23 protein-coding genes are annotated in these 25,311 nt (G+C 71.3%); 14 read left to right on the forward strand and 9 right to left on the reverse strand.

Annotated elements, in window-relative coordinates:
* The first annotated feature begins 10 nt into the window (after positions 1-10).
* The 5 genes from BM342_RS15060 (at position 11) to BM342_RS15080 (ending at position 4,263) form a co-directional block, all read left to right on the forward strand.
* A complete protein-coding gene (locus tag BM342_RS15060) occupies positions 11-1,012 on the forward strand; it encodes a proline racemase family protein (protein ID WP_092967606.1) in 1,002 nt (333 codons plus the stop codon).
* A 49-nt stretch (positions 1,013-1,061) separates the two neighbouring features.
* Entirely contained in the window at positions 1,062-2,546 is a 1,485-nt protein-coding gene (locus BM342_RS15065) for an aldehyde dehydrogenase (NADP(+)) (RefSeq protein WP_092967608.1), read from the forward strand.
* Positions 2,547-2,618: 72 nt separating this feature from the next.
* On the forward strand, positions 2,619-2,885 hold the full coding sequence (locus tag BM342_RS15070; RefSeq protein ID WP_092967610.1) for a GlsB/YeaQ/YmgE family stress response membrane protein: 267 nt from the start codon (positions 2,619-2,621) through the stop codon (positions 2,883-2,885).
* A 154-nt stretch (positions 2,886-3,039) separates the two neighbouring features.
* Positions 3,040-3,330 (forward strand): DUF6412 domain-containing protein, encoded by a 291-nt coding sequence (locus BM342_RS15075; protein WP_092967612.1) that lies wholly within the window; start codon positions 3,040-3,042, stop codon positions 3,328-3,330.
* A 102-nt stretch (positions 3,331-3,432) separates the two neighbouring features.
* A complete protein-coding gene (locus BM342_RS15080) occupies positions 3,433-4,263 on the forward strand; it encodes a YidC/Oxa1 family membrane protein insertase (RefSeq protein ID WP_092967614.1) in 831 nt (276 codons plus the stop codon).
* On the opposite strand, the gene BM342_RS15085 is transcribed toward BM342_RS15080, so the two are convergent.
* A complete protein-coding gene (locus BM342_RS15085; RefSeq protein ID WP_092967616.1) occupies positions 4,194-4,823 on the reverse strand; it encodes a twin-arginine translocase TatA/TatE family subunit in 630 nt (209 codons plus the stop codon). The two genes, BM342_RS15080 and BM342_RS15085, sit on opposite strands and share 70 nt — an antisense overlap.
* 10 nt (positions 4,824-4,833) lie before the next feature.
* Positions 4,834-5,190: a Sec-independent protein translocase subunit TatA gene (gene tatA, locus BM342_RS15090; RefSeq protein ID WP_092967618.1), complete on the reverse strand. Its 357-nt coding sequence runs from the start codon at positions 5,188-5,190 to the stop codon at positions 4,834-4,836.
* 466 nt (positions 5,191-5,656) lie between these two features.
* Here tatA and BM342_RS15095 point away from each other — a divergent pair, with 466 nt between their 5' ends.
* The 4 genes from BM342_RS15095 to BM342_RS15110 all read left to right on the forward strand — a co-directional run bounded on the left by BM342_RS15095 (position 5,657) and on the right by BM342_RS15110 (position 12,970).
* The gene (locus tag BM342_RS15095; RefSeq protein WP_143109902.1) at positions 5,657-9,130 is read left to right on the forward strand and encodes a PQQ-dependent sugar dehydrogenase; all 3,474 of its coding nucleotides are present in this window, start codon (positions 5,657-5,659) and stop codon (positions 9,128-9,130) included.
* An 84-nt stretch (positions 9,131-9,214) separates the two neighbouring features.
* Positions 9,215-10,258: a sugar phosphate isomerase/epimerase family protein gene (locus BM342_RS15100; protein ID WP_255368840.1), complete on the forward strand. Its 1,044-nt coding sequence runs from the start codon at positions 9,215-9,217 to the stop codon at positions 10,256-10,258.
* 29 nt (positions 10,259-10,287) lie between these two features.
* Positions 10,288-11,559, forward strand: a complete 1,272-nt coding sequence (locus tag BM342_RS20010) for a hypothetical protein (RefSeq protein WP_092967620.1) — start codon at positions 10,288-10,290, stop codon at positions 11,557-11,559.
* A gap of 76 nt (positions 11,560-11,635) precedes the next feature.
* Positions 11,636-12,970, forward strand: coding sequence for a COG1361 family protein (locus BM342_RS15110; protein WP_092967622.1), 1,335 nt, complete (start codon positions 11,636-11,638; stop codon positions 12,968-12,970).
* Between the two features lie 822 nt (positions 12,971-13,792).
* Here BM342_RS15110 and BM342_RS15115 read toward each other — a convergent pair.
* The 3 genes from BM342_RS15115 to BM342_RS15125 form a co-directional block, all read right to left on the reverse strand.
* A complete protein-coding gene (locus BM342_RS15115) occupies positions 13,793-14,974 on the reverse strand; it encodes an ROK family transcriptional regulator (RefSeq protein WP_092967624.1) in 1,182 nt (393 codons plus the stop codon).
* Positions 14,975-15,080: 106 nt separating this feature from the next.
* The gene (locus BM342_RS15120) at positions 15,081-16,142 is read right to left on the reverse strand and encodes an ABC transporter permease (RefSeq protein WP_092967626.1); all 1,062 of its coding nucleotides are present in this window, start codon (positions 16,140-16,142) and stop codon (positions 15,081-15,083) included.
* Complete coding sequence (locus BM342_RS15125; RefSeq protein ID WP_092967628.1) at positions 16,139-17,614, reverse strand: sugar ABC transporter ATP-binding protein; 1,476 nt, start codon at positions 17,612-17,614, stop codon at positions 16,139-16,141. The genes BM342_RS15120 and BM342_RS15125 overlap by 4 nt, the downstream gene beginning before the upstream one ends.
* Before the next feature lie 320 nt (positions 17,615-17,934).
* On the opposite strand from BM342_RS15125, the gene BM342_RS15130 reads away from it, so the two are divergent.
* From BM342_RS15130 to BM342_RS15140, 3 genes are all read left to right on the forward strand, one after another.
* A complete protein-coding gene (locus BM342_RS15130) occupies positions 17,935-18,981 on the forward strand; it encodes a substrate-binding domain-containing protein (RefSeq protein ID WP_092967630.1) in 1,047 nt (348 codons plus the stop codon).
* Between the two features lie 89 nt (positions 18,982-19,070).
* Positions 19,071-20,216, forward strand: a complete 1,146-nt coding sequence (locus tag BM342_RS15135; RefSeq protein WP_092967632.1) for a Gfo/Idh/MocA family protein — start codon at positions 19,071-19,073, stop codon at positions 20,214-20,216.
* Between the two features lie 48 nt (positions 20,217-20,264).
* Positions 20,265-21,269: a sugar phosphate isomerase/epimerase family protein gene (locus BM342_RS15140; protein WP_092967634.1), complete on the forward strand. Its 1,005-nt coding sequence runs from the start codon at positions 20,265-20,267 to the stop codon at positions 21,267-21,269.
* Positions 21,270-21,377: 108 nt separating this feature from the next.
* Here BM342_RS15140 and BM342_RS15145 read toward each other — a convergent pair whose 3' ends face one another.
* Positions 21,378-22,121, reverse strand: coding sequence for a glutamine amidotransferase (locus tag BM342_RS15145; RefSeq protein ID WP_177232218.1), 744 nt, complete (start codon positions 22,119-22,121; stop codon positions 21,378-21,380).
* The gene (locus BM342_RS15150) at positions 22,118-22,837 is read right to left on the reverse strand and encodes a LysR family transcriptional regulator substrate-binding protein (RefSeq protein WP_092967636.1); all 720 of its coding nucleotides are present in this window, start codon (positions 22,835-22,837) and stop codon (positions 22,118-22,120) included. Before BM342_RS15150 ends, BM342_RS15145 begins: the two co-directional genes overlap by 4 nt.
* A gap of 125 nt (positions 22,838-22,962) precedes the next feature.
* Between BM342_RS15150 and BM342_RS15155 the strand changes: the two genes are divergently transcribed.
* Complete coding sequence (locus BM342_RS15155; RefSeq protein WP_092968723.1) at positions 22,963-23,373, forward strand: DUF5997 family protein; 411 nt, start codon at positions 22,963-22,965, stop codon at positions 23,371-23,373.
* A 21-nt stretch (positions 23,374-23,394) separates the two neighbouring features.
* Here the strand turns inward: BM342_RS15155 and BM342_RS15160 are convergent, their stop codons facing one another.
* A complete protein-coding gene (locus BM342_RS15160) occupies positions 23,395-24,048 on the reverse strand; it encodes an alpha/beta hydrolase (protein WP_092967638.1) in 654 nt (217 codons plus the stop codon).
* A gap of 35 nt (positions 24,049-24,083) precedes the next feature.
* On the opposite strand from BM342_RS15160, the gene BM342_RS15165 reads away from it, so the two are divergent.
* Positions 24,084-24,671 carry an NUDIX hydrolase family protein gene (locus BM342_RS15165; RefSeq protein WP_092967640.1) on the forward strand — a complete coding sequence of 196 codons (588 nt, stop codon included), beginning with the start codon at positions 24,084-24,086 and terminating at the stop codon, positions 24,669-24,671.
* A gap of 7 nt (positions 24,672-24,678) precedes the next feature.
* On the opposite strand, the gene BM342_RS15170 is transcribed toward BM342_RS15165, so the two are convergent.
* Positions 24,679-25,167, reverse strand: a complete 489-nt coding sequence (locus BM342_RS15170; RefSeq protein ID WP_092967642.1) for a nitroreductase/quinone reductase family protein — start codon at positions 25,165-25,167, stop codon at positions 24,679-24,681.
* Positions 25,168-25,311 lie beyond the last annotated feature (144 nt).

Raw genomic sequence — 25,311 nt, forward strand, 5'->3', positions numbered from 1 at the left:
GGAACACCGCATGCGCACGAACCGGGTCATCTCGGCGGTCGACTCGCACACCGAGGGCATGCCCACGCGGGTCGTGACCGGCGGCGTCGGCGTCATCCCCGGCGCGACGATGAACGAGAAGCGGCTCCATTTCATGGAGCACCTCGACGACCTGCGGCTGTTCCTCATGAACGAGCCGCGCGGGCACGCCGCGATGAGCGGGGCGATCCTCCAGCCGTCGACCCGGCCGGACTGCGACTGGGGCGTCGTCTACATCGAGGTCAGCGGCTGCCTGCCGATGTGCGGGCACGGCACCATCGGCGTGGCCACGGTGCTCGTCGAGACGGGCATGGTCGAGGTCGTCGAGCCGGTCACCGAGATCCGGCTCGACACCCCGGCCGGGATCGTGATCGCGCGGGTCGCGGTGACCGACGGCCACGCCGACTCGGTCACCATCGAGAACGTGCCGAGCTACGTCGACGTGCTCGACGCGAGCATCGACGTGCCGGGCTACGGCACGATCCCGTACTCGATGGCGTTCGGCGGCAACTTCTACGCCATGGTCGACCTCGACGCGGTCGGGCTCCCGTTCGACCGCGCCCACCAGCAGGAGATCGTCACGGCCGGCCTCGCGATCATGGCGGCGATCAACGAGACCGCGCCGCCGCGGCATCCGTTCATCGACGGGGTCGACCACTGCCACCACGTCGAGTTCATCGCGCCGGGGTCGGATGCCGCGCTGTCGCGCCACGCCATGGCCATCTTCCCCGGCTGGTTCGACCGGTCGCCCTGCGGTACGGGCACCTCGGCGCGCATGGCCGAGCTCTGGGCCAGGGGAGAGCTCGCGCTCGACACCGACTTCGTCAACGAGTCGTTCATCGGCAGCCGCTTCGTCGGGCGCCTCATCGGCGAGACCGAGGTCGACGGCAGGCCCGCCGTGATCCCCACGATCACGGGCCGGGCTTGGGTGACCGGCACCGCCCAGTACATGCTGGATCCGAGCGACCCGTTCCCGACCGGCTTCCAGTTCTGACCCGCACCCACCAGTCCCCGACCCGAACCGCACCACGCAGGAGTACCGCATGACCCCCGAGCTCGAGACCATCGCGGCGAACGCGGCCGCGGCCGCACAGCCCTTCGCCGACACGAACCCGCGCGACCGCGCGAGGGCGCTCGTCGCCGTCGCCGATGCCCTCGAGGCGAACGCCGACGACCTCGTCGCGATCGGCATGGCCGAGACCGGGCTCGCCGAGGCGCGCCTGCGGGGCGAGCTCCGCCGCACGGCCGTGCAGCTGCGCATGTTCGCCGAGGCCGTCGCCGACGGCGGCTACCTCGACGTGCGCATCGACGCCGCCGACCCGGCGTTCGCGCTCGGGCCCCGCCCCGACGTGCGCCGCTACCTCGTGCCGCTCGGCCCGGTCGTGAACTTCGCGGCCTCGAACTTCCCGTTCGCGTTCTCGGTCGCGGGCGGCGACACCGCGTCGGCGCTCGCCGCGGGCTGCCCCGTGATCCTCAAGGGCCACCCGGGCCACCCCGAGCTGACCGCGCGCACCGGCGCGATCGTGGCCGAGGCGCTCGCCGCCGCGGGCATGCCCGACGGCGTGTTCCAGGTCGTCATGGGGCAGGAGGAGGGCGTCGAGATCCTCAAGGACCCGCGCGTGAAGGCGGGCGCGTTCACGGGGTCGATCCCGGCGGGCCAGTTCCTCGCGGGCATCGCGGCCTCGCGCCCGGTGCCGATCCCGTTCTACGGCGAACTCGGCAGCCTCAACCCCGTGTTCGTCACGCAGGCCGCGCTCGACGAGCGCGCCGACGAGATCGTCTCGGGCTACGTCACGAGCGTCAGCGGCTCGGCCGGACAGCTCTGCACCAAGCCCGGGTTCGTGTTCGTGCCCGCCGGCCACGGACTCGAGCAGCGCATCGCGGATGCCGCGGCATCCGTCACCCCGCACCGGCTGCTGAACCCGCGCATCGCCGCGGGCTACGCCGACCGCCGTGCCGCCGTGCTCGCCGCGGCCGGCGTGCGCCCCGTCGTCGAGGGCCGCGTCGAGTTCGACGGCGCCGACCAGGGATGGGTCACCCCGACCGTCGTCGCGGTCTCGCTCGACGACCTGCTCGCCGGGCGCGATGAGATCCTCGAGGAGTCGTTCGGCCCGCTCTCGGTGCTCGTCGAGGTCGAACCCGGAACCGACCTCGCGGCCCTGGTGCCGACGCTGCTCGACGGCAACCTCACGGCGACCGTGCATGCCGCCGCGGATGAGGACGCTCCTGCACTCCGAGCCCTCGTGCGCGTGCTCACCGAGCACGCCGGTCGCGTGCTCTTCGGCGGCTGGCCCACGGGCGTCGCCGTGACGCCCGCGATGCAGCACGGCGGACCGTGGCCCGCGACCACGAACGACTCGTCGACCTCGGTCGGCACGGCCGCGATCACCCGGTTCCTGCGGCCCGTCGCCTACCAGGGCGCCCCCGAGGCGCTGCTGCCCGAGCCGCTGCAGACGGCGAACCCGTGGGGCGTGCCGCAGGCGATCTCGGCCGCGGGCGAGTCGACCGGCTGGGGCGAACACCTCTGACGCGCCGCGCGGTGCTTGCGTACGAGCCCCGCGAGTGGTTGGTTGAGGAACAACGGCAGTAAGGAGCACATCATGGGTTTCTTCGCATTCCTCATCCTCGGCCTCATCGCCGGAGCGATCGCCAAGCTGATCCTCCCCGGCAAGCAGGGCGGGGGCTGGTTCATCACGCTGCTGCTCGGAGTCGTCGGGGCGTTCCTCGGCGGCTGGCTCGGCAGCCTCATCTTCGGCGTCGGGCTCAACGAGTTCTGGTCCTGGAGCACGTGGCTCCTCGCCATCGCGGGCTCCATCGTCGTGCTGCTCATCTATGGACTCCTCACGCGCAACCGGAAGGCGGCCTGACCGACGCGGCTCGAGTCGAGACGGACGGATGCCGGGGCGACCCGACATCCGCCCGTTCGCGTTCGGCGTGATCATCGGTCGCTCTCGCACGGCGGCCCGGTGCTAGCGTGAACTGCGGCGCGCGCTCGCGCGTCCGATGACGAGCGGAGGCGGCGTGGACCACATCGCGGCCCTCCTGCGCCTCATCCAGGGCGTGCTCGAACCGCAGCTCGCAGGCGACGCCCACCTCACGGCCATCGTCATCGGCGCGCTCTCGATCGCGGCCGTCGCGGTCATCGTCACGTCGTACCGCGCGGTTCCCGCGCTCGTCGGCGCCGACCCGTCCAGCGCATCGCTGCGACACCGGCAGACCGTCGACCCCGGGCGGCTCATCGCGCAGAGCGATCCCGATGCGGCCGGTCGCCCGCGCCCCAGGGCGCCCGGGCGAGGCATCGCGGCCGCCTAGCGACATCCGCCCTGCTGCTCCCGCGATCGCGGGCGCCTCGGCGACCCCGCTCCCCGCGGCCAGACGGAACCCTCGTTTCGCTCCGACCGTGAGGACGTACCCATGGATCTCTACGCCTTCCCTCCCATCGCCGCCGTGCTCGACGGCGCCTACGCCCTGCTCATGGGCCTCTCCGACCTGCTCCAACCGCTCGCGGGCGCGTCGAGTGCGGCGTTCGCGATCGTGCTCGTCACGCTCGCGGTGCGCGCTGCCCTCATTCCCGTGGGCATCGCCCAGGCCAAGGCCGAGCGCACGCGCGCACGCCTCGCCCCACGCCTTGCCGAGCTGCAGCGCACGCACCAGGACAACCCCGAACGCCTGCAGCGCGAGATGATGGCGCTCTACGCCGAGGAGGGCACGACGCCCTTCGCGGGATGCCTGCCGATGCTCGTGCAGATCCCCGTGGTCAGCGTGATCTACGCGCTGTTCATCCTGCCTGTGATCGCCGGGCACCCCAACGAACTGCTCACGCACACGCTGTTCGGGGTGCCGCTCGGCTCGAGCCTCGCCGGATCCATCGCGGCCGGCACCGTGACCCCCGCGACGATCGCGGTGTTCGGCGCCGTGGTGCTGCTCATCGCGCTCGTCGGCGAGGTGACGCGACGCGCGTTCAGGCCGGTCGCGGCGGCGGGCGCAGCATCGGCTCCTACCGGTTCGGGCACCGCGGATGTCGCGGGCACGACCGGTTCGCCGGCGCAGGTGCCGGGCATCGCGGGCATGCAGCACGTGCTCGGCCTGCTGCAGTTCGTGACCGCGGTCGTGGCGATGTTCGTGCCGCTCGCGGCCGGGATCTACCTGCTCGTGACCGTGGCCTGGACCCTCGGTCAGCGGCTCGTGCTGCGTCGGAGGTACCCGGCCGCGCCGTCGACCATGCCGCCCGCGCTGCCCGCCTGAGCGTCGAGCCCGGGGTCGTGCTCGGGGACTTCGGGCTCGGTCGGCTCCGGGTGCCGGTCGAGCCCGAGGTCGTGCTCGGGCTCGAGTCCGGGGTCGTGCTCGGGGACTTCGGGCTCGGTCGGCTCTAGGTGCTCGGCCTGCTCGAGGCGCGCGGGATGCCCGGGCGGGGCGGGCTCGGTCCGATCGGTCCGCTCGGCGGGCTCCGGGGCCGTGCTGGCTCCGTCGGGTGACCCCGCATCGGGCGGGACGGGCGGCAGCGCCCGCGACGGCCTCGACGCCGAGACCGCGGCCGGCCCCGGGGCGTCGTCGTCGTTCAGGGCCGCCCGCATGATGCTGCGCGGGTCGTACCTCCGCGGATCGAGCGCTCGCCAGTCCTCGTCGGAGAACTCCGGCCCCAGTTCCTCCCGTACGCGCTCGGTGGTCGAGGACGCGAACTCGCGCACGCGCTTGACGAACCGCGCCAGTGACGCGGCGTAGCCCGGAAGTCGGGTCGGGCCCACCAGGAACGCGGCGATGACGCCGATGAGGAGGAGCTTCTCGAAGGTGAGCCCGAAGGTCATCGCCCTGGGGTCATCGCCCGGGCGCGGGCTGCGCGACCGGCGGTGAGGACGGCGACGACTCGACGGTCGACGGTTCGGCGGCGGCGTGGGCGATGCCCGGCGCGACCTCCGAGGTCGCCGTGACGGTCGCCGCAGCGGTGGCGGGAACGGGAACGGGAACAGCGGTCGGCGCGGGCGTCGACGGTGCGGGCGCGGCAGCCGCGGCATCCGCTTCGTCGTCTTCGCGCATCGCCTTGATCTCGCCCTTGAAGGCACGGGCCGACTGGCCCAGGCTTCTGGCGAGCGCCGGCAGCTTCGCGCTGCCGAAGAGGAGCACGATCACCGCGACCACGATGAGCAGGTGCCAGCCGGTCAGTCCTTGGAGCATCTGGGCCCTCCTCTGGGCTCGGATGCGGCGGCCTCGATGCCCCCGCGTCGATTGGATCGGGAGGACGGCGTGGGCCGGTGACGACCGCGCTGTCCGTTGCGGTGGATCATATAGGTGCGCGGCGACCAAAGACAAGCCTGCGCACCCAAGTAACTATCTTGAAAGTTAATCCGGCATCTTTTGATTGACCCGCGGCGAAACTTCGGACATGATGACGCCTGAGCGATACCGGAGAAGCGTGCGACCGGTACTCGCGATCAGCGGGAGCCACGGCCCCGCGACGAGACGACGAAGTCCGGAGAACGACCGCGACTCGATGACGAGCGAAGGGGGAGCGAGCACGCACCCGTGGCCCGAGGGAGGCCACCTACTCAGAACCGGGCCACCACCTGAAACCGATCGAAGCGGCGGTGATGACCCGGCGAGACAACCCTGACAGGCAAGAACCGACAGGAGCTGTTCAACGATGAATTCTACCCGCAGGCGCTCGCGCAGACGAGGACTCCTGGTCCCCGTCGTCGCGCTCACCGCCGGAGCGCTCATGATCACCGGTACGCCGGCGTTCGCGCACGACGGTGTCGACCACGGATCCGAGGGGGGCGCCACCGAGGCGCTCGACTGGGGCAACTACGAGAAGATCCTCCTCACGAAGAACGTGGGCGAGCCGATCGACCTGGCCGTGCTGCCCGACAGCACCGTGCTGCACACGGCGCGCAATGGCGACATCCGCCTCACCGACCCGTCGACGGGCACGACCACGGTGACCAACACGCTGCCCGTGTACGCGAACTCCGAAGACGGACTGCAGACGGTCGCGATCGACCCCGACTTCGAGGAGAACGGCTGGGTCTACCTGGTCTACGCGCCCCGCGACGCCAACGGCGACGGCGTGGCCGACACCCCGACCGGCTCAGCGCCGAACTCGCTGCCGGCCGGCGCAGACGAGAGCTACTGGAACCAGTGGGTCGGCGTCAACCGACTCGCCCGCTTCCAGTGGACCGGCGACGCCATCGACCTCGCGAGCGAGCAGGTCATCCTCGACGTGCCCGTGCAGCGCGGCCAGTGCTGCCACGTCGGCGCCGACATCGACTTCGATGGCGACGGCAACCTCTACCTGAGCACGGGTGACAACACCCCGGCCAGCGCGCCCGGAGCGAACGGCTTCGCCCCGAACAACGACGCGCCCGGCATGAACCCCGGCTTCGACTCGCGCCGCGGTGCAGGCAACACGAACGACCTGCGCGGCAAGATCCTCCGCATCCACGTCGAGGAGAACGGCACCTACACGATCCCCGAGGGGAACCTGTTCGCGCCCGGAACCGAGAAGACCAGGCCCGAGATCTTCGTCATGGGCGTGCGCAACCCGTTCCGCATCGAGGTCGACCCCGAGACGAACTCGCTCTCGTGGGGCGACTACGGGCCGGATGCCACCAAGGCGGTCGCCTCGACCGCCGGTCGTGGCCCGATGGGCCTCGTCGAGTGGAACACCACGAGCCTCGACGACCCGCACAACTCGGGCTGGCCGTACGTGACGGGCGACAACTTCGCCTACAACGACTGGAACTTCGCGACGTCGACGCCCGGTGCGTTCTTCGACCCGGCGAACCTGGTCAACGAATCGCGCTGGAACACCGGCCTCACCGAGCTCCCCGACGCGCGTCCCGCCACGCTCTACTACGGCGACAACCCCGGCGACCAGCCGCGGGACGAGCTCGTCAACTTCGGCACCGGCTCCGGCCAGGGACCGATGGGCGGCCCGGTCTACCACTACGACGCCGACAACCCCTCGACCGCGAAGTTCCCGGAGTACTGGGACGGCAAGGCGTTCATGGGCGAGTTCTCGCAGGACTACATCGCGGCCTTCACGGTCGACTGGGATGCCGATGAGGTGACGCACATCCAGGACTTCCTGCCGAACACCGCGCTCACCGCGGCCGCGCAGCCGATCCACGACAACCCGATGGACATCGAGTTCGGCCCCGACGGGTCGATGTACGTGCTCGACTACGGCGACGGCTTCTTCCGCGCGAACCCCGACGCGGGGCTGTACCGGATCGACTACGCCGAGGGCAACAAGGCACCGCAGGCCCGCTTCACGGCGACGCCCGGCTCCTCGTCGGCTGCACCGGTCACGGTCGCGCTCGACGCGTCGTCGAGCACCGACCCCGAGGGCGCGGCACTCACCTACGCGTGGGACATCGACGGCAACGGCACGTTCGAGTACGAGGGCGCCACGGCGACCCACACGTACACCGAGCTCGGCGCCTACACGGTCCGACTGCGCGTCACCGACGCCGGTGGCAAGTACAGCCTGACCAGCAAGGTCGTCTCCGTCGGCAACCAGGCCCCCGCGGTCACGGTGCAGTACCCCGAGAACGGCGGCTTCTTCGACTGGGGCCAGGCGGTGCCCTACAAGGTGACCACGACCGATGCCGAAGACGGCAACGAGGTCGTGTCGAACCGCGTGGCCTGGACCTACGGCCTCGGACACGACGAGCACGCCCACCCCGAGGTGACCGGCACCGGCGCGACCGGCGCATGGAAGACGGACCCCAACTCGCCCGAGCACGGCGCAGGGGCCAACCTCTACGGCGCGGTCGTCGTGACCTACACGGATGCGGGCGCCAACGGGCTCCCCGCGGCATCCGGTGAGGCCACGGTGCGACTGAACCCGCGCACGCAGGAGGCCGAGTACGCCACCCAGCGCAAGGGCGTCGTCGTCTACGAGGACGAGACCGCGTCGGGCGGCACCGCCATCCGGGGCCTCGGCACCGACGGCGGCGTGGCCGACTTCCTCCGCTACGACCCCGTGAGCTTCTCGGGGATCACCGGAGCGGTCGTGCGCGCCAACGGCGCCGGCAAGGTCGACCTCCGTTGGGGCAGCGCCACCGCGGCGCCGTTCGCATCGGCGACCATCCCCGGCGGCGCCGGCTGGAAGGACGTCACGGTGAACTTCACCGCGCCGACCGGCTCCGGCCAGCTGTTCGTGACCTCGGCGAACGAACTCGCCCTCGACTCGATCAAGATGGTCGGTCCGGGCGTGGCGGACGTCAAGGCCCCGACGGTCGCGCACACCCTCACCCCCGCAACGCCCAAGGGCGTCGGCGGCGTGTTCAACGAGCCCGTGCGGTTCGCCGTGCAGCCCGCCGACAACGGTGCACTCGCCAGCGTGCAGTACTCCGCCAACGGCGGCCAGACCTGGACGGCCCTCGCTGCGAACCAGCAGTACGGCGTGACCTTCCAGACGAAGGGCACGTACAACCTGCAGTACCGGGCGACGGACACGGGCGGCAACGTCTCGACGATCGGAAGCGTCAGCTTCAAGGTCGACCTCGACGCGCCGAACGAGCCCACGGTCGACAGCCGCACGCTCGTGACGCTCGGCTCGCCGCGCGCCTCGTACGGCGACGAGACCCCGGTCTCGGTGCAGGTCACCGGAGAGGGCGGAGTGCCGAGTGGCGAGGTCGCCCTCACCATCGGCGATGACGAGGTCGGTCGCGGCACGCTCGACGCCGAGGGTCGGGTCACCATCGCCCTGCCCGCCGACCTCGCGGTCGGCACGCACACCCTGCGGGCGAGCTACCTCGCCGACGAGGTCTTCAAGACCTCCGCAGGCACGGCGCGACTCACGGTCTCGCAGACGAAGTCGGTCACCGACGTCTCCGTCTCGCCCGACCCGGTCAAGCCCGCCGTCGCCGCCAAGGCGACGATCCAGGTCGAGTCGACGACGGGCATCGTCCCCGTCGGCGGCGTCACGGTCACGGTGCGCAAGGGCACCGCGACGGTCGCGACCGTGACCGGAACGCTCGACGCGTCCGGCCACGTCGTGGTCACCCTGCCGAAGCTCGCAGTCGGCACCTACCAGGTCCAGGCGGCCTACGACGGATCCTCCGGCGTGGCCAAGAGCACGGACACGGCCACCCTGACCGTGCGCCAGTAATCCTGCGGGGCCCGCGCACCCGCGCGGGCCCCGCACCCCCCGACCGACCCGGTCCCCGGTTCGGTCTCACCTCGAAGGAGAGAGATGAGTCACCACACTCACGGCCACCCGACGGTGTCGGCCAAGCCGATGAGCCGCCGGAACCTGCTGCAGGCGCTGGCCGCATCATCCGTCGCCGTCGGACTCGGGGCCTTCGCCGCCCCGACCGCCGCGTCCGCACTCGCCGCACCCGCGGTGCTTCCCGGAGCGCTCCCCACCGCCAGCGGCGGGGCTCGCCTGGTGCCGGTCAACCGAATCGGCATCCAGTTGTTCACGGTCCGCGACAAGCTCAGCGGCGCGGGCTCGATCGGCTTCCGCCGGTTGTTCGAGGAGCTCAGCGCGATCGGCTACTCCGAGGTCGAGTTCGCCGGGTACACGCAGGGCGGCGCGGGTGCGATCACGCCCGCCGAGATCCGGCAGCTGCTCGACGACAACGGCCTCCGCGCCGTGGGCTCGCACGCCACGCTCAACCCGGGCAACATCGATGCGCAGCTCGAGATCGCGAACACCCTGGGCATGCAGTTCCTCGGCCAGGGCGGTCCGATCGCCTCCGGGCGCACGGATGCGGCGTGGGTCACCGCGGCGCAGACGTGGAACCAGATGGGCGTCAAGGCCCAGGCGGCCGGCATCAAGCTCTACACGCACACCCACCAGGGCGAGTGGAACTGGACGACCGACGCGAGCGGCGCCAACACCAACCGCCGCGTGTACGACCTGCTCTGGACCGAGTTCGACCCCGACCTGGTGACGTTCGAGATGGACATCTACTGGGCGTACGTCGGACGGCACCTGTTCCCCGGGTTCGAGCCGATCGAGTACCTCAAGCGCGACCCGCGACGCTTCCCGCTCGTGCACCTCAAGGACGGCAAGCTCAACCCGGCCAACGGCAACGGCTACGACATCATCGAGTTCGGCGCGGGCGACATCCCCTACGCGCAGATCCTCTCGGAGTTGCAGCGCAACCGCGGCCAGCGCTTCGGCATGTACGAGCAGGACAACGCCGGTTCGACCGCCGCGGGCGGCAACCCCGTGAACTCGCTCGGCAACGCCGACCGCAGCTACGAGAAGATCGCCGCCCTCCGCGGCTGACCCCGACCACTCGAAGGAGACACACACCAATGAGAACCATCTGGAAGGCCACCGCCATCGCGGCGCTCGTGGCCGGCGGCAGCCTCGTCGCAGTTCCGGCCTGGGCTGCCGACCTCAGCTGCTCCGGCGACCTGGGCGACCAGGTCGTGGCGGGCAACCTCACGGTCGGCGACGGCGTCGACTGCGTGCTCGGCGGAGCGACCGTGCAGGGCGACATCATCGTCGAGCCGGGCGGCTGGCTCGACGCGACGTCGGTCGTCGTCGAGGGCGACGTCATCGCCACCGACGCGTACGGCGTGCTGCTCGACGGCACCAGCGTCGCCGGCGACATCAGCGCCTACTCGGCGGACAGCGAGGTCGGATTCCTCTACCTCAACGACCTCGAGGTCGGCGGCTCGGTTGCCGCCGGCGGTCTCGACGTCGAGGTGGTCGACACGACCATCGGCGGCTCGCTCACGACCCAGGACGGCAACTACGTCGACCTCGTGCGCACCTCGGTCGTCGGCGACGTCTCGATCGACGGCTCCCCGTGGGGCGTCTCGATCGCCGGCGCCATCGTGCAGGGCAGCGTGACCGTGAGCGGCAGCGCCCGCGACGTGCTCATCGGCGCCGACGCCGACGGTGCTGCCGACGCGTTCGGCAACTCGATCGGCGGCGACCTGGTGCTGAGCGACAACTCGGCGAACCTCCGGGTCGCGGCGACGACCGTGCACGGCACGATCGAGCTGTCGGGCAACACCCCGCTCGCCGCGTTCGGCACCGGCGTGGCCGCCGGCGACGTCGTCGGCGACTACACCGGCACCGCTCCCGGCGCACCTGCGGCCGGCGACCAGGCGATCGCCGTCACGGTGCCCGCCCAGGCGCCGGGCGAGCTGATCTGGTCGCTCGAGGGCAGCTCGGCCCTCGTCGACCTCGGCGTGGCCGACGAGCAGCTCGACCACTTCGCCGCCGACGGCGAGATCGTGCCGATCCGGGTGCAGGACACGCGCGCAGGCAACCCCGAGTGGTCGCTCACCGCGCAGGTGTCCGACTTCTCGGCGGGCGGCACGCCGGTGTCGAGCAAGTACCTCGGCTGGACCCCTGAGGTGACGGATGCCGCGGGCGGCGCCGTCGCGGGCAGCGCGGTGCAGTCGGGCTTCGACGGCGGCGACGGCCTGTCGGTCGCACGCACCCTCGCCGGCGCACCCGACGGCCACGCGCGCAGCGCGTCGGTGGTCGGCGCCGACCTCGAGCTGAAGCTCCCGCTCGAGACGCCTCGCGGCACCTACACCGCGACGATCACGCTGACGGCACTCAGCTGATCATCCGTCCGGGCCCCGGTTCGCCGGGGCCCGGACACCCCGCACCGTTCGATCCCACGAAAGCGAGAACGCGCCCATGTCCCAGGCCGTCATCTCAGACGCTCCCGCCTCACCGCGCACCACTGAACTGGCCCGCCGCGGTCGACACGTCGCGGACCGCCGCCGTGGGCCGCGTCGCGGCAGCCGACCCGAGGCCCTCCGACCGCTCCTCGGCGTCGCGATCGCGATCGCGATCGCCCTCTCGACCTGGCTCGGCGCCGTCGCCGGCGTCGGCGCGGCCAATGCCGCCGAGAAGGAACCGAGTGACACGACCGTCTCCTGGAGCGTCCGCCCGGCGGACACCGCGCAGGGCACCGGTCGCCCCAACTTCGCGTACGAGGCGCTTCCCGGGAAATCGGTCGCCGACGCCCTCCTCGTGACCAACCGCAGCGCCGAGGGCATCGAGCTCGAGGTCTACGCCGCCGACGGCTTCCTCACCCCCGACGGCTCGCTCGACATCCTACCGAAGGGCGAGGAGTCGGTCGAGCTCGGCAGCTGGGTCGAGGTCGCGTCTCCCCGCATCTCGCTCGCGAGCGGGCAGACCGCCGAGATCCCGTTCGAGATCACCGTGCCCGCGGACGCCCCTCCCGGCGATTACGCCGCCGGCGTGGTCGCCTCGATGACCGTCGACGCCGAGGGCGTCGTGACCGAGCGCCGACTCGGCTCCCGCGTGCACCTGCGCGTACTCGGCGACCTCGCCCCCGCCTTCTCGGTGACCGACGTGACCGTCGCGTACACCGGAACGCCCGTGCCGTTCGCCCCGGGCGACGGAAGCGTGACGTTCACGCTCACGAACACCGGCAACACGAGGCTCGCACCCGACGCCGTCGTACAGGTCGCGGGCCCCTTCGGCCTCGCACCCGTGACGGTGCGCGGCTCCGACCTTCCGGAGCTCCTGCCCGGCAGCACGATCGAGCACACGGTGCAGGTCGCCGGCATCGCCCCGCTCGGCGTCGTCACGGCGGATGTCGCCGCGAGCGGCGAGGTCGTCTCGAGGCCCGGCGAGTCGCGGGTTCCGCCCGCCGTCGCCGATGTGTCCGCCTCGGCGACGACGTGGGCCGTGCCGTGGACCTCGCTGGCCGTCGTCCTGCTCGTCGCCGGACTCGTCACGTGGTGGCTCCTCGCCAGGCGCCGCGCGAAGGCCTCGAAGGAGCAGGCCATCGCAGCGGCCGTCGCTGCAGCGCTCGCTGAGCGCGATGCGGCAGAGGCTGAAGCCTCCACAGGCTCGACCGACACAGGCTCGACCGACCCCGACTCGGCCGACACCGACCCGACCCCGACCCGCTCGACCTCCGGGGCGCCCAGCGCTGCAGTCGACGAAGAACCCGGCAGCGGCGGCGACGACGCGAGGGAGCGCGTCCCCGCCGGCTGACCGCACGAACCGCCGGCGGCGCGAGGAGGGACACCCTGCGCCGTCGGCGTGCCACGCCCACCGCCCCCTGCACGCCCGATCGGCGCCGTGCAGGGGGCGCTGGCCTACTCGGCCGCGGCTCGTTCCTGTGCCCGGCGACCTCCCACGGCAGCGCGGTCAACCGGCACCGCGGCACGCTGGTCAGTCGGGCTCCGGCGCTTCCGGCACCTCGCTGCTTCGGCGTTCCGGCACTTCTGCATGCCGGAACGCCGGCACTTCGATACGCCGGCCCTCCGGTACTTCGGTGCCTCGGCACGCCGCCACGTCGGCCTTCGGCACGCCGGCCCTCCTGCACGGGTACCCGGTATTCAGGGATCGGAGTCGCGTACGCGGGTATTCAGGCCCCGGGCATTCGAGCCCACCCGCACGCAGGCACTTCGCCACCTCGGCTCGGCACTTGCCAGGCAAGCGGTCCGCTTTTCCGACGCGATGACCCACCGGCCGCGGATGACGCTGAAGGATCCGGGGTGCGTGATCCTGGGGCCTCGGGTGCAGGCACGGGCGGCGAGTCGGGCGACGTTGCCGGCAGTGCGCACGTGCGTCGCATGGCGTTGGAGCTTGAGTCGATGCCCACCGCAGCACGCATGGCGGCAGAGGTCACGCGCGAGGGCGCAGAGCAAGGTACGCAGGCGCGGGATGCTGAGCGAGGTACGCAGGCGCGGCGCGCAGAGCGACGCACGTAGCCGCGACGCTCATGGAGCGATGCCCGGATCAGGTGTGCGGATCCGGGCATCGTGGCGACGTGGTGGGCCGGCTACCGGCAGCCAGGAGGCCGTCAGGCCGCTAGGCGCGGATGAACCCCGAGCTCAGCGACTCGGGCGAGAGCGCGTGTTCGACGGCCAGCATGCTCGCGCCGATGATGGCGGCCTTCTCGGCGGCCTGCGATTGGACGATCGAGAGGTACTCGGTCGCCAGGGGCGTGGACCGCGTGTAGACGACCTCTCGGACGCCTGCGATGAGGTGCTCGCCGACGCGGGCCATGCCGCCGCCGATGGCGATGACCGACGGGTTCATGAGGCTCACGCAGGCCGTGAGCACCTCGCCGATGTCGCGGCCCGCCTGGCGCACGGCCTGGATCGCGTCGATGTTGCCGCGCTTGACGAGGTCGACGACGTCGGTGCCGGTGTGCGCCTCGACGCCCTGCTCGCGGAGCGCACGTGCGATCGCGGGACCCGAGGCGAGCGCCTCGATGCAGCCGCGGTTGCCGCACTGGCAGGGCACGTTGGCGCCGCGTGCGACCTGCACGTGCCCGATGTCGCCGGCGATGCCCTGCGCGCCTCGCTGGAGGGCTCCGCCCGAGATGAGTCCGGCGCCGATGCCCGTCGCGATCTTCACGAACATGAGGTGCTGCACGTTCGGCCAGGCGACGGCGCGTTCGCCGAGCGCCATGATGTTCACGTCGTTGTCGACGAGCACGGGAACGGGCAGGTGCTGCTGCACCCAGCCGGGGATGTCGAAGCGGTCCCATCCCGGCATGATCGGCGGGTTCACCGGCTGGCCGGTCGAGTGCTCGACGGGTCCGGGCACGCCGATGCCGACGGCGGCGACGTGGGAGCGGTCGCGGTCGGTGCGTTCCAGCAGGAGCGCTGCGCTCTGCACGAGCCAGGTGAGCACGGGTTCGGGCCCGAGGGCGACGTCGACGGGTTCGCTGTGCTCGGCGAGCACGCTGCCCGTGAGGTCGGTGATCGCGACCGTCGCGTGCGAAGCGCCGATGTCGGCGGCGACCACGACCTTGGCCGCGGGGTTGAGCGCGAACTGCGACGGCGGGCGCCCGCCGGTCGACACTGCATCTGCGACGGGCGTGATCAGGCCCATGCGCATGAGCTCGTCGACCCGCGCGGCGATGGTCGAGCGGGCCAGGCCGGTGGACTTCGCCAGTTCGGCTCGGGTGCGGGGCACACCGTCACGGAGCAGCTGGAAGAGCTGACTCACTCCCGTGACGGTCTGCGGAGAATCGGTCGTCATTGGTGTCACGCTCTCGGTATATCACTACTTACGTCGAGGTAAGGCCGACTTCTGCGCAACCGACCCCCGAAGACGGGGGCCGGTCGCGGAGAATTCGGCCAGGGCCTCAGGAACTGGATCGGCCTCCCTGGCGCGCGAAGCGCTGCTGGAGCAGCACCGCGACGATGATGATGACGCCCTTCGCGACGGCCTGCACCGACGACGAGAGGTTGTTCTGCACGAACACGTTCGTCAGGGTCGCGAAGATGAGCACGCCGAGCACGGTGCCGGTGATGGTACCGCGTCCTCCGACGAGCAGGGTGCCGCCGACGACGACCGCGGCGATCGCATCGAGCTCGTAGAGCTGGCCGTGCGTCGAGGTGCCGGCGGTGGTGCGGCCGAGGATCATGACGGCGGCGATGCCGGCCGACAGGCCCGCGAGGGCGTACAGCCACACGGTGTGCCGCTTGACGTTGATGCCGGCGAGCCGCGATGCCTCCTTGTTGCCGCCGATGGCGACCGTGCGACGTCCGAAGGTGGTGCGGTTGAGGAGGACCCAGCCGCCGACCGCGACGAGCGCGAAGATCCAGATGAGGATGTCCACGCCGAGGAAGTCCGCGTTGAAGAAGTTGATGAAGTCGCGCGAGCCGATCGTGAGGGTGCGGCGCTCGGCGAGGATCTCCGCGAGGCCGCGCGCTGCCACGAGCATCGCGAGGGTCGCCATGAACGCCACGACATTGCCGTAGGCGATGACGATGCCGTTGATCAGGCCGGCGGCGAGACCGGTGGCGAGCGCGAAGATCACCATGACGATCCAGTGGAAGTTCTCGGCCAGGTCCTGCGTCACCGCGAGCGTGGCGGCGATCGAGGCGAGGCCCATCACGGATCCGACCGAGAGGTCGATGCCGCCGGCGATGATGACGAAGGTCATGCCGACGCTGATGACGCCGATGATCGACGCCTGTCGCAGGATCGTCAGCATGTTGCTCGTGGTGGTGAACGTGTCGGGCGCGGTGATCGCGCCCACGACCACGATGAGGAGCAGCGCGAGGATGAGCCCGAGGTTGCGCCCGGCCGAACCCGAGAGGAGTCGGCGGATGGGGGAGACGGGTGCTTCGACGGCGACCGCGGAGGTCGTGGGGTTCGCCTCGGCGACGGCGTCGCGGCTGGGGGTGGTCTGCTCGCTCACGCGGCAGCTCCTTTCATGACGAGGTCGAGCACGCCGTGCTCGTCGATCTCGGTTGCGGGAACGGTGGTCAGGATCCGGCCGTCGGCGATGACGAGGACGGTGTCGGCGAGGCCGAGGACTTCTTCGATCTCGCTGGAGACGATCACGATGGCGTTGCCTGCGGCTGCGAGGCGGCGGATGAGGGCGTAGATCTCGGTGCGGGCGCCGACGTCGACGCCTCGGGTGGGTTCGTCGAGCAGGAGCACTCGGGTGCCGTGCACGAGCCAGCGGGCGAGGAGGATCTTCTGCTGGTTGCCGCCGGAGAGGGTGATGGCGGCGCGGTCGGGGTCGGCGGGGCGCAGCTCGAGCGCCTCGATCTGCTCGCGGGCGCTCGCACGTGCGGCGCGTTCGTCGAGGAAGCCGCCCTTGGCGAAGCGCGACATCGACGCGAGCGTGACGTTGACGTAGATGGGCTCGTCGAGCACGAGGCCCTGGCTCTTGCGCTCCTCGGGCGAGAGGCCGACGCCGGATGCCACCGCGTCGACGACCGAGCCGCGCCGCAGCGCCTTGCCGCCGACCGTGACCGAGCCTGAGGTGGCCCGGCGTGCGCCGTAGATCGTCTCGAGGATCTCGGATCGGCCGGAGCCGACGAGTCCCGCGAGTCCGACGATCTCGCCCGAACGCACCGAGAACGACACCTCGTCGAACGCGCCGGCGAGCGCGAGGCCGTCGACATCGAGCACGGTCGGCGCGTCGTCGGCGATCGGGGTCGCCGGCGGGAAGACGTTCTCGACCGTGCGCCCGGTCATGAGGCGGATGAGCTCGGCCGTAGGCGTCTCGGCGACGGAGAGGCCGTTCGCGGTGCTGCGGCCGTCCTTCAGCACGGTGATCCGGTCGCCGATCTGGCGGATCTCCTCGAGGCGGTGGGTGATGTAGACGACCGCGATGCCCGCGTTCGTGAGCTCGCCGACGACGTGGAAGAGGTTCTTGACCTCTTCGGAGTCGAGCACGGCGCTCGGCTCGTCCATGATGATGAGCTTGATGTCGTGCGAGAGCGCGCGCGCCATGCTCACGATCTGCTTGTTGGCCGCACTCAGCGAGCCGACCTCGGTGTGGGGCGAGAGTCCGGAGTGGCCCAGTCGGGCGAGCAGTTCGCGCGTGCGCTTGGCCGCCTCACTGCGCCGACTGAAGCCGCCGCGCGCCAGCTCGTGGCCGAGGTACACGTTCTCGGCGACCGTGAGGCCGTCGACGACGTCGAGCTCCTGGTACATGGTCGCGATGCCGAGGTCGATCGCCGCCTGCGGGTCGTTGATGACGACCGACTCGCCGAGCCAGGCGATCTCTCCCTCGTCGGGACGGTGCACGCCCGCGAGCATCTTGATGAGCGTCGACTTGCCCGCGCCGTTCTGGCCGAGGATGCAGTGCACCTCGCCCGGGCGGATGTCGAGGTCTACGCCCTTGAGGGCGCGAACGCCGGCGAAGGACTTGGTCACCCCCCGCACGGAGAGTAATGACGATGAATGGTCAACTTTGATCACGGGGCGAACATAACACGCTCATGCGGCGGCACGCGACCCCCAAACCAGAGATCCGAAGTGCCACCCGAACGGGGCTCTTGTGCAGGGATCGCCGAGTTCCCGCCTGATTCGGGGGTGTTTTCGTACTTCTGCCAACAGAAAAACAAAAGTTGCAAAATCGACTTCCACTTCTGCTACGGTTGGCCCATCGGCGTGGATACCCCTCGATGTGGCTGCACCACCTCAGGTCCTGCCCTCGCCGTTCGGAGCAGCATCACATTCAAGGAGGAAACGACATGCGCTCGATTCGGAACGCGCGAATGCGGACGATCATCACCGGCACCGCTCTTCTGGCGGCCGTGGGTCTGCTCACCGGCTGCACCAGCAGCGGCGAGACGGAAGACGTCGTCGACCAGGGCACCAGCAGTGAAGAGAACGCCTCGACCGGCGACAACGTCGTCATCGGCTTCTCGGGCCCGGCAGCCGACCACGGCTGGCTCGGCGCCATCAACTCGGGCGCCCAGGCGGCCGCAGCGAGCTTCCCCGACGTCGAACTGAAGGTCGCCGAGGGCACGAACGACGCCAACGCGCAGATCGCGGCCGTCGAGACCTTCATCAACGAGGGCGTCGACGCGATCGTGCTGCTCCCGACCGACGGTGCGGCGCTGACCGAGGTCGCGATCAAGGCGATGGATGCCGGCATCCCGGTCATCAACGTCGACCGCGAGTTCTCCAGCCCGTTCGCCGCACGCACCACCGTGCTCGGCGACAACTACGGCATGGGCGTCTCGGCCGGCACCTACATCTGCGAGCAGCTCGACGGTCAGGACGACGCGGTCGTCGCCGAGATCGCCGGCATCGACTCGCTGCCGCTCACGCAAGACCGCTCGCAGGGCTTCGCCGACGCCCTGGCCGACTGCGGCCTCGAGGTGGGCGCCCGCGTGGCCGCCGACTTCACCGTCGCCGGCGGCGAGGCGGCAGCCTCGCAGCTGCTCGCCGCGAACCCGAAGATCGACGCGCTGTGGAACCACGACGACGACCAGGGCGTCGGCGTGCTCGCGGCCATCAACTCGGCCGGTCGCGACGAGTTCTTCATGGTCGGCGGCGCCGGCTCGAAGAACGCGATGGAGGCCATCGAGGCCGACGACAGCGTGCTCAAGGCGACGGTCATCTACCCGTCGACGCAGGCCGCCGACGGTGTGGCGCTCGCGCGTCTCATCGCGCAGGGCAAGACGATGAGCGACCTGATCACGCCCAGCGTGCCCAACCGCATCGTCCTCGACGCACCGGTGGTCACCAAGGACAACGTCTCCGAGTACATCGATCTCGCCTTCGAGTCCTGAAGTCCCGCGGGGCGCTCGGCCATCGCGGCCGGGCGCCCCGCATCACTCCTGAGAGGAGCACCCCGTTGACACATGAACTTCGCGTCGCGATGATCGGCCACGGTTTCATGGGCGCCGCGCATTCGCAGGGATGGCGGGTCGCCCCGCGGTTCTTCGACCTTCCGCTCGCCCCGGCGATGCAGGTGGTCGTCGGCCGCGACGCCGCGACGACCGAGGCCGCGGCCGCCCGGTGGGGGTGGGCCGAGTCCGCGACCGACTGGCGCGAGGTGATCGCCCGCGACGACATCGACCTCGTCGACATCGTCACTCCCGGAGACACCCATGCGGAGATCGCGATCGCCGCACTCGCAGCGGGCAAGCACGTGCTCTGCGAGAAGCCGCTCGCGAACACGGTCGACGAGGCGTCGGCCATGGCCGACGCGGCGGCCCGGGCGGCCGAGCGCGGCATCCGTTCGATGGTGGGATTCACCTATCGGCGCGTGCCCGCGGTCGTGTTCGCGCGGCAGCTCATCGCCGAGGGGCGGCTCGGCGACATCCGGCAGGTGCGGGCGGAATACCTGCAGGACTGGCTCATGGACGCCGAGGCGCCGCTGACCTGGCGCATGAAGAAGGAGCTCGCGGGCTCGGGTGCGCTCGGGGACATCGGGGCGCACGCGATCGACCTGACCGAGTTCATCACGGGCCAGCACGTCGAGCGCGTGAGCGGCCTCATCGAGACGATCGTCGCCGAACGCCCACTGCTCGAGCATGCCTCCGGGCTGACCGGCAGCGCGTCGAGCGAACGCGGAGCGGTCACGGTCGACGACCTCGCCCTGTTCACCGGCCGTCTCACGTCGGGTGCGCTCGCCTCGTTCGAGGCCACCAGGTTCCGCACGGGGCGCAAGAACGCCCTGCGCATCGAGGTCTCCGGGTCGAAGGGGGCCCTCGCATTCGACCTCGAGCGCCTGAACGAACTCGAGTTCTACGACGCGACGCAGCCCGCCACCGAGCAGGGCTTCCGCCGCATCCTCGTGACCGAACCCGACCACCCCTACGCGGGGGCGTGGTGGCCGACCGGTCATATGCTCGGGTACGAGCACGGGTTCTCGCACCAGGTGCGCGACCTCGTGGTCGCCATCGCCGGGGGCACCGCGCCCGAACCGTCGTTCGCCGACGGACTGCACGTGCAGCGCGTCCTCGACGCGGTCGAGCAGAGCTCGGCGGCCGAGGGCGTCTGGGTCACCGCCGCGGGCTGAGCCGCGGCCCCGCACGACGACACGAAACCGACACGAAGGGGTATCGCGATGGCGCGACCGATCACGCTGTTCACCGGCCAGTGGGCCGACCTGCCGTTCGAGGAGGTGGCACGACTGGCCGGCGAATGGGGGTACGACGGCCTCGAGATCGCCTGCTGGGGGGACCACCTCGACGTCTCGCGGTGGGACGACGACGCGTACGTGGCGAACCGGCTCGAGATCCTCGAGCGCAACGGCCTGAAGGTGTGGACCATCTCCAATCACCTCGGCGGCCAGGCGGTGTGCGACGACCCGATCGACCAGCGCCATCGCGACATCCTGAACGACCGCATCTGGGGCGACGGCGATCCCGAGGGGGTGCGGCAGCGCGCGGCCGAGGAGCTGAAGCTCACGGCGCGCATGGCCGCGAAGCTCGGCGTGAAGACCGTGACGGGCTTCACGGGCTCGTCGATCTGGAAGTACGTGGCGATGTTCCCGCCCGCGACGGCCGAGATGGTCGATGCCGGCTACGACGACTTCGCGGCGCGCTGGAACCCGATCCTCGACGTCTTCGACGAGGTCGGCGTGCGGTTCGCGCACGAGGTGCACCCGTCGGAGATCGCGTACGACTACTGGACCACGGTGCGCACGCTCGAGGCGATCGGGCACCGCGAGGCGTTCGGCCTCAACTGGGACCCGAGCCACATGGTCTGGCAGGACATCGACCCGGTCGCATTCCTGTGGGACTTCAAGGACCGCATCTACCACGTGCACTGCAAGGACACGAAGAAGCGCCTCGACAACGGCCGCAACGGCCGCCTGTCTTCGCACCTGGCATGGGCCGACCCGCGGCGCGGGTGGGACTTCATCTCGACCGGTCACGGCGACGTGCCGTGGGAGAACGCGTTCCGCATGCTGAACGCGATCGGCTACGACGGGCCCACCTCGGTCGAGTGGGAGGATGCCGGCATGGATCGGCTCGTGGGTGCGCCCGAGGCGCTCGGCTTCGTGCGCCGCCTCGCCTCCTACGTGCCGTCCGACGCGGCGTTCGACGCGGCGTTCAGCTCCAGGTAGCGGGGCTCGCCGCACGCTTCGACGGTCGCACGGGACGCCGTGCGGCCGTCGTCGTCTGCGTCCACGCGGCCGGTTCAGGCGTCCGCGTCTTCGTCGAGACGACCGGGTTCAGGCGTCGGCGAACTCGGCGAAGCGTCGGAGCAGTCGCTGCGGTTCGGCGACGGATGCCGCGGCGAGCCGCTCGCTCACGGCGCGCAGCTCGCTCGCCGGGAAGTAGCCGTGATGGCGGTAGACGTTCGCGCGCGCGACGAAGTCGTGCGCGGTCACCTCGGGGTGGAACTGCGTCGCGTAGACGCTGCTGCCCCCGACGCGATACACCTGCACCGGGCACGCCGCAGAGGAGGCGAGCAGCACGGCGCCCTCCGGCAGGCGCTCGGTGGCCTCCTTGTGGCCGACGAGCGCCTGGAAGGTGCGGGGCAGCACGCTCGTGAGCGGGTCGTCGACCCCGGCATCGGTGAGCGTGATCTCGACGGCCGCGGCGTCTTCGCCGTACCGGGTGCCGACCTCGCCGCCGAGCAGGCGCGTGAGCACGCCGATGCCGTAGCAGGTGAACAGCAGCGGGCGCCCGCCGTCGAGCGCGGCCTCGGCCACCCTCGCCAGGTCGTCTTCGACGCGACGCTGCACGGGGTGCTTGTGCTCGTCTGGCGTGGTGACGTTGTAGGGGCTGCCGCCCACGACCACGCCCGCGTAGGCGGCGAGGTCGACCGAGGGCAGCGACTCGACGTCGAGCCGCACATGCTCGAGCCGGTCGGCGTCGAGGCCCATGGCCCGCCTCACCGACTCGTACTCGGGCCCGACGGCCTCGATCTCGGGGCGAGCCGCGAGGAAGAGGAACGGGCGGATGCCGGTCATCGGCCCCTCCTGCGGCTGCGCTGCTTCGCGCCGGAGCCCGTGCGGGGCGCGGGTCGAGCGGACTTGGCGGACTTCGCACCCTTGCCGGAGCCCTTGCCGCCCTTCGCGGCCTCGGCGGCCCGGCGTTCCGCCGCGGCCTTCTTCGCGGCCTTCGCGGGGGAGAGCGCGGGTTCGTCGTCGGCCTGTCCGCGCGAGCTCTGCGCCTTGCGTCCGCGCACGACCCCCACGAACTCCTGGATGTCCGCGTCGTCGCGCTCGAGGGTCCAGACGAGCGCGATGCGGGTCGTCGCGGCATCCGTCACCGGGATCGCGACCACGTCCTTGCGGGCGTGCAGGCGCGCGACGCCGTGCGGCACGAGGGCCATGCCCGTGCCCGCGGCGACGAGCTCGATCGTCATCGCGACGTCGTCCTGCACAGGGGCATGGGGCTCGTCGGCCAGGTCGGCGAGCGTGAGCGACGCCTCGTCGGCGAACGCGTGCTCCTTCGCGAGCACGGCGACCGGCTGCTCCTCCCAGAGGGCGATGACGTGCAGTCCGTCGGTCTCGACGGGCAGGCGCACGAACGCGAGGTCGACCTCGCCCTCGCGCACGCCGTCGAGCTGCGCGGATTCGTCGACGCGTTCGGCGGCGAGCGGCAGGTCGGGTCGGCGTTCGGCCCAGACCCGGAGCCACTTCGCGGGACTCACTCCGGCGACGTAGCGCAACTGCAGGGTCATCTCGCCCCCTCCTGTCGCACGGAATCGCCCAGGACAGGCTATCGTGACCGGCTGCGCCGCACGGGCGCGCGGATGCCGCACACAGGCGGACCGGCTAACGTGTGAGGGTGAACGCCTCCCAGTCGATGAAACCCGAGACCGCCGCCAAGAAGCTCGGGATCCTCCTCGACGCGACCCCTGAGGAGTTCCGCGAGGGCACCGTCACGCGCGACGAGGTCGCCAAGCTGCAGGCCGACCCGCCCGAGTGGCTCGAGACGCTGCGTCGCGAGGGCCCGCACCCGCGCACCGTCGTGGCCGCGAGGCTCGGCGTCTCGAACTCCGGCCTCGCCCGCGGCGGCGTCACCGAACCCCTGACCAGCGCCGAGATCAAGGCGCTGCTCGAGGCTCCGCCCGCCTGGCTCGTGCAGGAGCGCGCCACGCAGGCCGCCGTTCGCGCCGAGAAGATCCGCGTCGCCGAGCGCGACAAGGAGCGCGCCGCGCGTTGGGCCGCCGAGGGGCGCGCCCCTGGCGGCGGTGGAGCGGGCTCCGGCGTCTGACGCCCGGCGGTCCGTTCGGCGCTAGGCGCCCGGCGCGACCTGCGTGCGCACGAACGCCGCGACATCCGCGAGCTCGCGCTCCGAGACCGAGTGCGCGACGCCCTCGTAGATGCGCTCGTCGAGCGTCGAGTGCGACGGCAGCCACGCGCGCGTGCGCTCGACCGAGGCATCCGGGATCACCTGATCGGCCGTGCCGCGACCCCAGAACACCGGCGGCAGCGCATCGGCGAGCCGTTCGTCGCCGTCACCGGCGCGCTCGCCCGGCAGCACGAATCCGGCGAGGTTGACCACGTACGCGAACCGCTCGGGCGTGCGTCGCAGCAGCTCGAGCGAGATCGCGCCGCCCTGCGAGAAGCCGAGCAGTCCCACGGATGTCACGCCCGCCGCCACGCGGTCGAGCCAGTCGAGCAGCGCGTCGACCGCGGCATCCGCACCCTCGACGGCCTCGTCGACGCCCTGCGCGAGCAGCGGGAACCACGCGTACCCGTACCCGGCGTCGATCGGGGCGCGCACCGACGCGACGACCGGCTCGAGCGGCAGGTAGGGCGAGAGGCCGAACAGGTCGCCCTCGTTGGAGTTGTAGCCGTGCAGGAGCACGAGCAGCGGCCGCCCTTCGCGGTCGGCCTCCGAAGCCGACCAGAGCACGGCCTCGTCGTCGATCTGCACACGCGTCATGTCTCAACGCTAGCGTCGTGGGGCAGAATCGAGGCATGAGCGTGCGCACCCCCGACCCCGACTGGAACGGCGACGACGAGCCGACGGGCACGCCGGCGCCCAACACGAACCCCGGGTGGCTCAGCGATCTCGAGCTCGCAGAGATCCGCGGACGCCTGCCGCTGCTCTACGTCGAGGCCGTTCCGGTGCGCGTCGACGGGCTCGGGCAGGTGACCGAGGTCGGCGTGCTGCTGCGTGCCAACGCGGTCGGCGAGATGACCCGCACGCTCGTCTCCGGACGCGTGATGTACGGAGAGACGGTGCGCGACGCGCTGTTCCGCCACCTCGAGAAGGACCTCGGGCCGATGGCGTTCCCGCTGCTTCCCGCGAGCGCGGTGCCCTTCACCGTGGCCGAGTACTTTCCGCTGCCCGGCATCTCACCGTTCACCGACGACCGCCAGCACGCCGTCTCACTCGCGTTCGTCGTCCCGGTCACCGGAACATGCGAGCCGCGGCAGGACGCGCTCGAGGTCACGTGGATGACGCCGACCGAGGCTGCATCCGACGCCGTGGCCGACGAGATGGAGGGCGGTCGCGGGCTCCTCGTGCGCCAGGCCCTCGCCTCGGTGGGCGCGCTGCGCTGATCGTCGGTCAGCGCGGTTCGAGCACGACGACCGCGGTCTCGCGCGTGCGCCGCGCCGCGAGGCCGTCGACGTCGTCGCCGAACGTGCGCCACGCGGCCCACAGCCGTTCGCGCTCGACCCCGGTCGCGGCGTGCGCCCGGACCTCGCGAGGCCCGGTCGGCAGCATGACGCGAGCCTCGGGATCGGCCAGCAGGTTGAGCCACCAGGCCGGTTCGGGCTCGGCCCAGCCGTTCATCGCGAGGGTGACGAGGTTCGGGCCGTCCTCGAAGTACGCGACGATGACCGCCCGCTCCCGGCCCGTGCGGCGGCCCGTCGTCGTGAGCTGCATCGCCCCCCAGCGCTCCGGCCGTGCCGCCCAGAGACCTCTCCGTCCGCGCGTCGCCCGGTAGAGCCCGCGGTGCACGACCCAAGCGGTGCGCACGAACCATCGCGGAGGGATACGCGGCGGCCGTGACGTCGCCGGCGTGGTCGGGTCGAGCTTGCTCGGGTCGTCCATCGTGCACCGTTCCTGCCCGGGTTCGGCGGGCGCACCCAACGCTCGTCGAACGGGCGTGGCGCGTCAATCGGCCGATCGGCCGAATCGTGGCGGTCGCCTCGACCGATCGGCGGAGCGGCACGGCCTCGTCGCGTCGACGCGATC

Origin of the sequence: Agromyces sp. CF514 (assembly GCF_900113185.1) — a bacterium.
Classification (GTDB): domain Bacteria; phylum Actinomycetota; class Actinomycetes; order Actinomycetales; family Microbacteriaceae; genus Agromyces.

Coding starts and splice junctions, on each gene's coding strand:
- BM342_RS15140 (WP_092967634.1), top strand. CDS start 20,265: ATGGCGCGACCGATCACGCTGTTCACCGGCCAGTGGGCCGACCTGCCG.
- BM342_RS15085 (WP_092967616.1), bottom strand. CDS start 4,823: ATGACCTTCGGGCTCACCTTCGAGAAGCTCCTCCTCATCGGCGTCATC.
- BM342_RS20010 (WP_092967620.1), top strand. CDS start 10,288: ATGAGAACCATCTGGAAGGCCACCGCCATCGCGGCGCTCGTGGCCGGC.
- BM342_RS15145 (WP_177232218.1), bottom strand. CDS start 22,121: ATGACCGGCATCCGCCCGTTCCTCTTCCTCGCGGCTCGCCCCGAGATC.
- BM342_RS15070 (WP_092967610.1), top strand. CDS start 2,619: ATGGGTTTCTTCGCATTCCTCATCCTCGGCCTCATCGCCGGAGCGATC.
- BM342_RS15135 (WP_092967632.1), top strand. CDS start 19,071: ATGATCGGCCACGGTTTCATGGGCGCCGCGCATTCGCAGGGATGGCGG.
- BM342_RS15150 (WP_092967636.1), bottom strand. CDS start 22,837: ATGACCCTGCAGTTGCGCTACGTCGCCGGAGTGAGTCCCGCGAAGTGG.
- BM342_RS15080 (WP_092967614.1), top strand. CDS start 3,433: ATGGATCTCTACGCCTTCCCTCCCATCGCCGCCGTGCTCGACGGCGCC.
- BM342_RS15160 (WP_092967638.1), bottom strand. CDS start 24,048: ATGACGCGTGTGCAGATCGACGACGAGGCCGTGCTCTGGTCGGCTTCG.
- tatA (WP_092967618.1), bottom strand. CDS start 5,190: ATGCTCCAAGGACTGACCGGCTGGCACCTGCTCATCGTGGTCGCGGTG.
- BM342_RS15060 (WP_092967606.1), top strand. CDS start 11: ATGCGCACGAACCGGGTCATCTCGGCGGTCGACTCGCACACCGAGGGC.
- BM342_RS15165 (WP_092967640.1), top strand. CDS start 24,084: ATGAGCGTGCGCACCCCCGACCCCGACTGGAACGGCGACGACGAGCCG.
- BM342_RS15155 (WP_092968723.1), top strand. CDS start 22,963: ATGAAACCCGAGACCGCCGCCAAGAAGCTCGGGATCCTCCTCGACGCG.
- BM342_RS15130 (WP_092967630.1), top strand. CDS start 17,935: ATGCGCTCGATTCGGAACGCGCGAATGCGGACGATCATCACCGGCACC.
- BM342_RS15170 (WP_092967642.1), bottom strand. CDS start 25,167: ATGGACGACCCGAGCAAGCTCGACCCGACCACGCCGGCGACGTCACGG.
- BM342_RS15115 (WP_092967624.1), bottom strand. CDS start 14,974: ATGACGACCGATTCTCCGCAGACCGTCACGGGAGTGAGTCAGCTCTTC.
- BM342_RS15110 (WP_092967622.1), top strand. CDS start 11,636: ATGTCCCAGGCCGTCATCTCAGACGCTCCCGCCTCACCGCGCACCACT.
- BM342_RS15065 (WP_092967608.1), top strand. CDS start 1,062: ATGACCCCCGAGCTCGAGACCATCGCGGCGAACGCGGCCGCGGCCGCA.
- BM342_RS15095 (WP_143109902.1), top strand. CDS start 5,657: ATGAATTCTACCCGCAGGCGCTCGCGCAGACGAGGACTCCTGGTCCCC.
- BM342_RS15100 (WP_255368840.1), top strand. CDS start 9,215: ATGAGTCACCACACTCACGGCCACCCGACGGTGTCGGCCAAGCCGATG.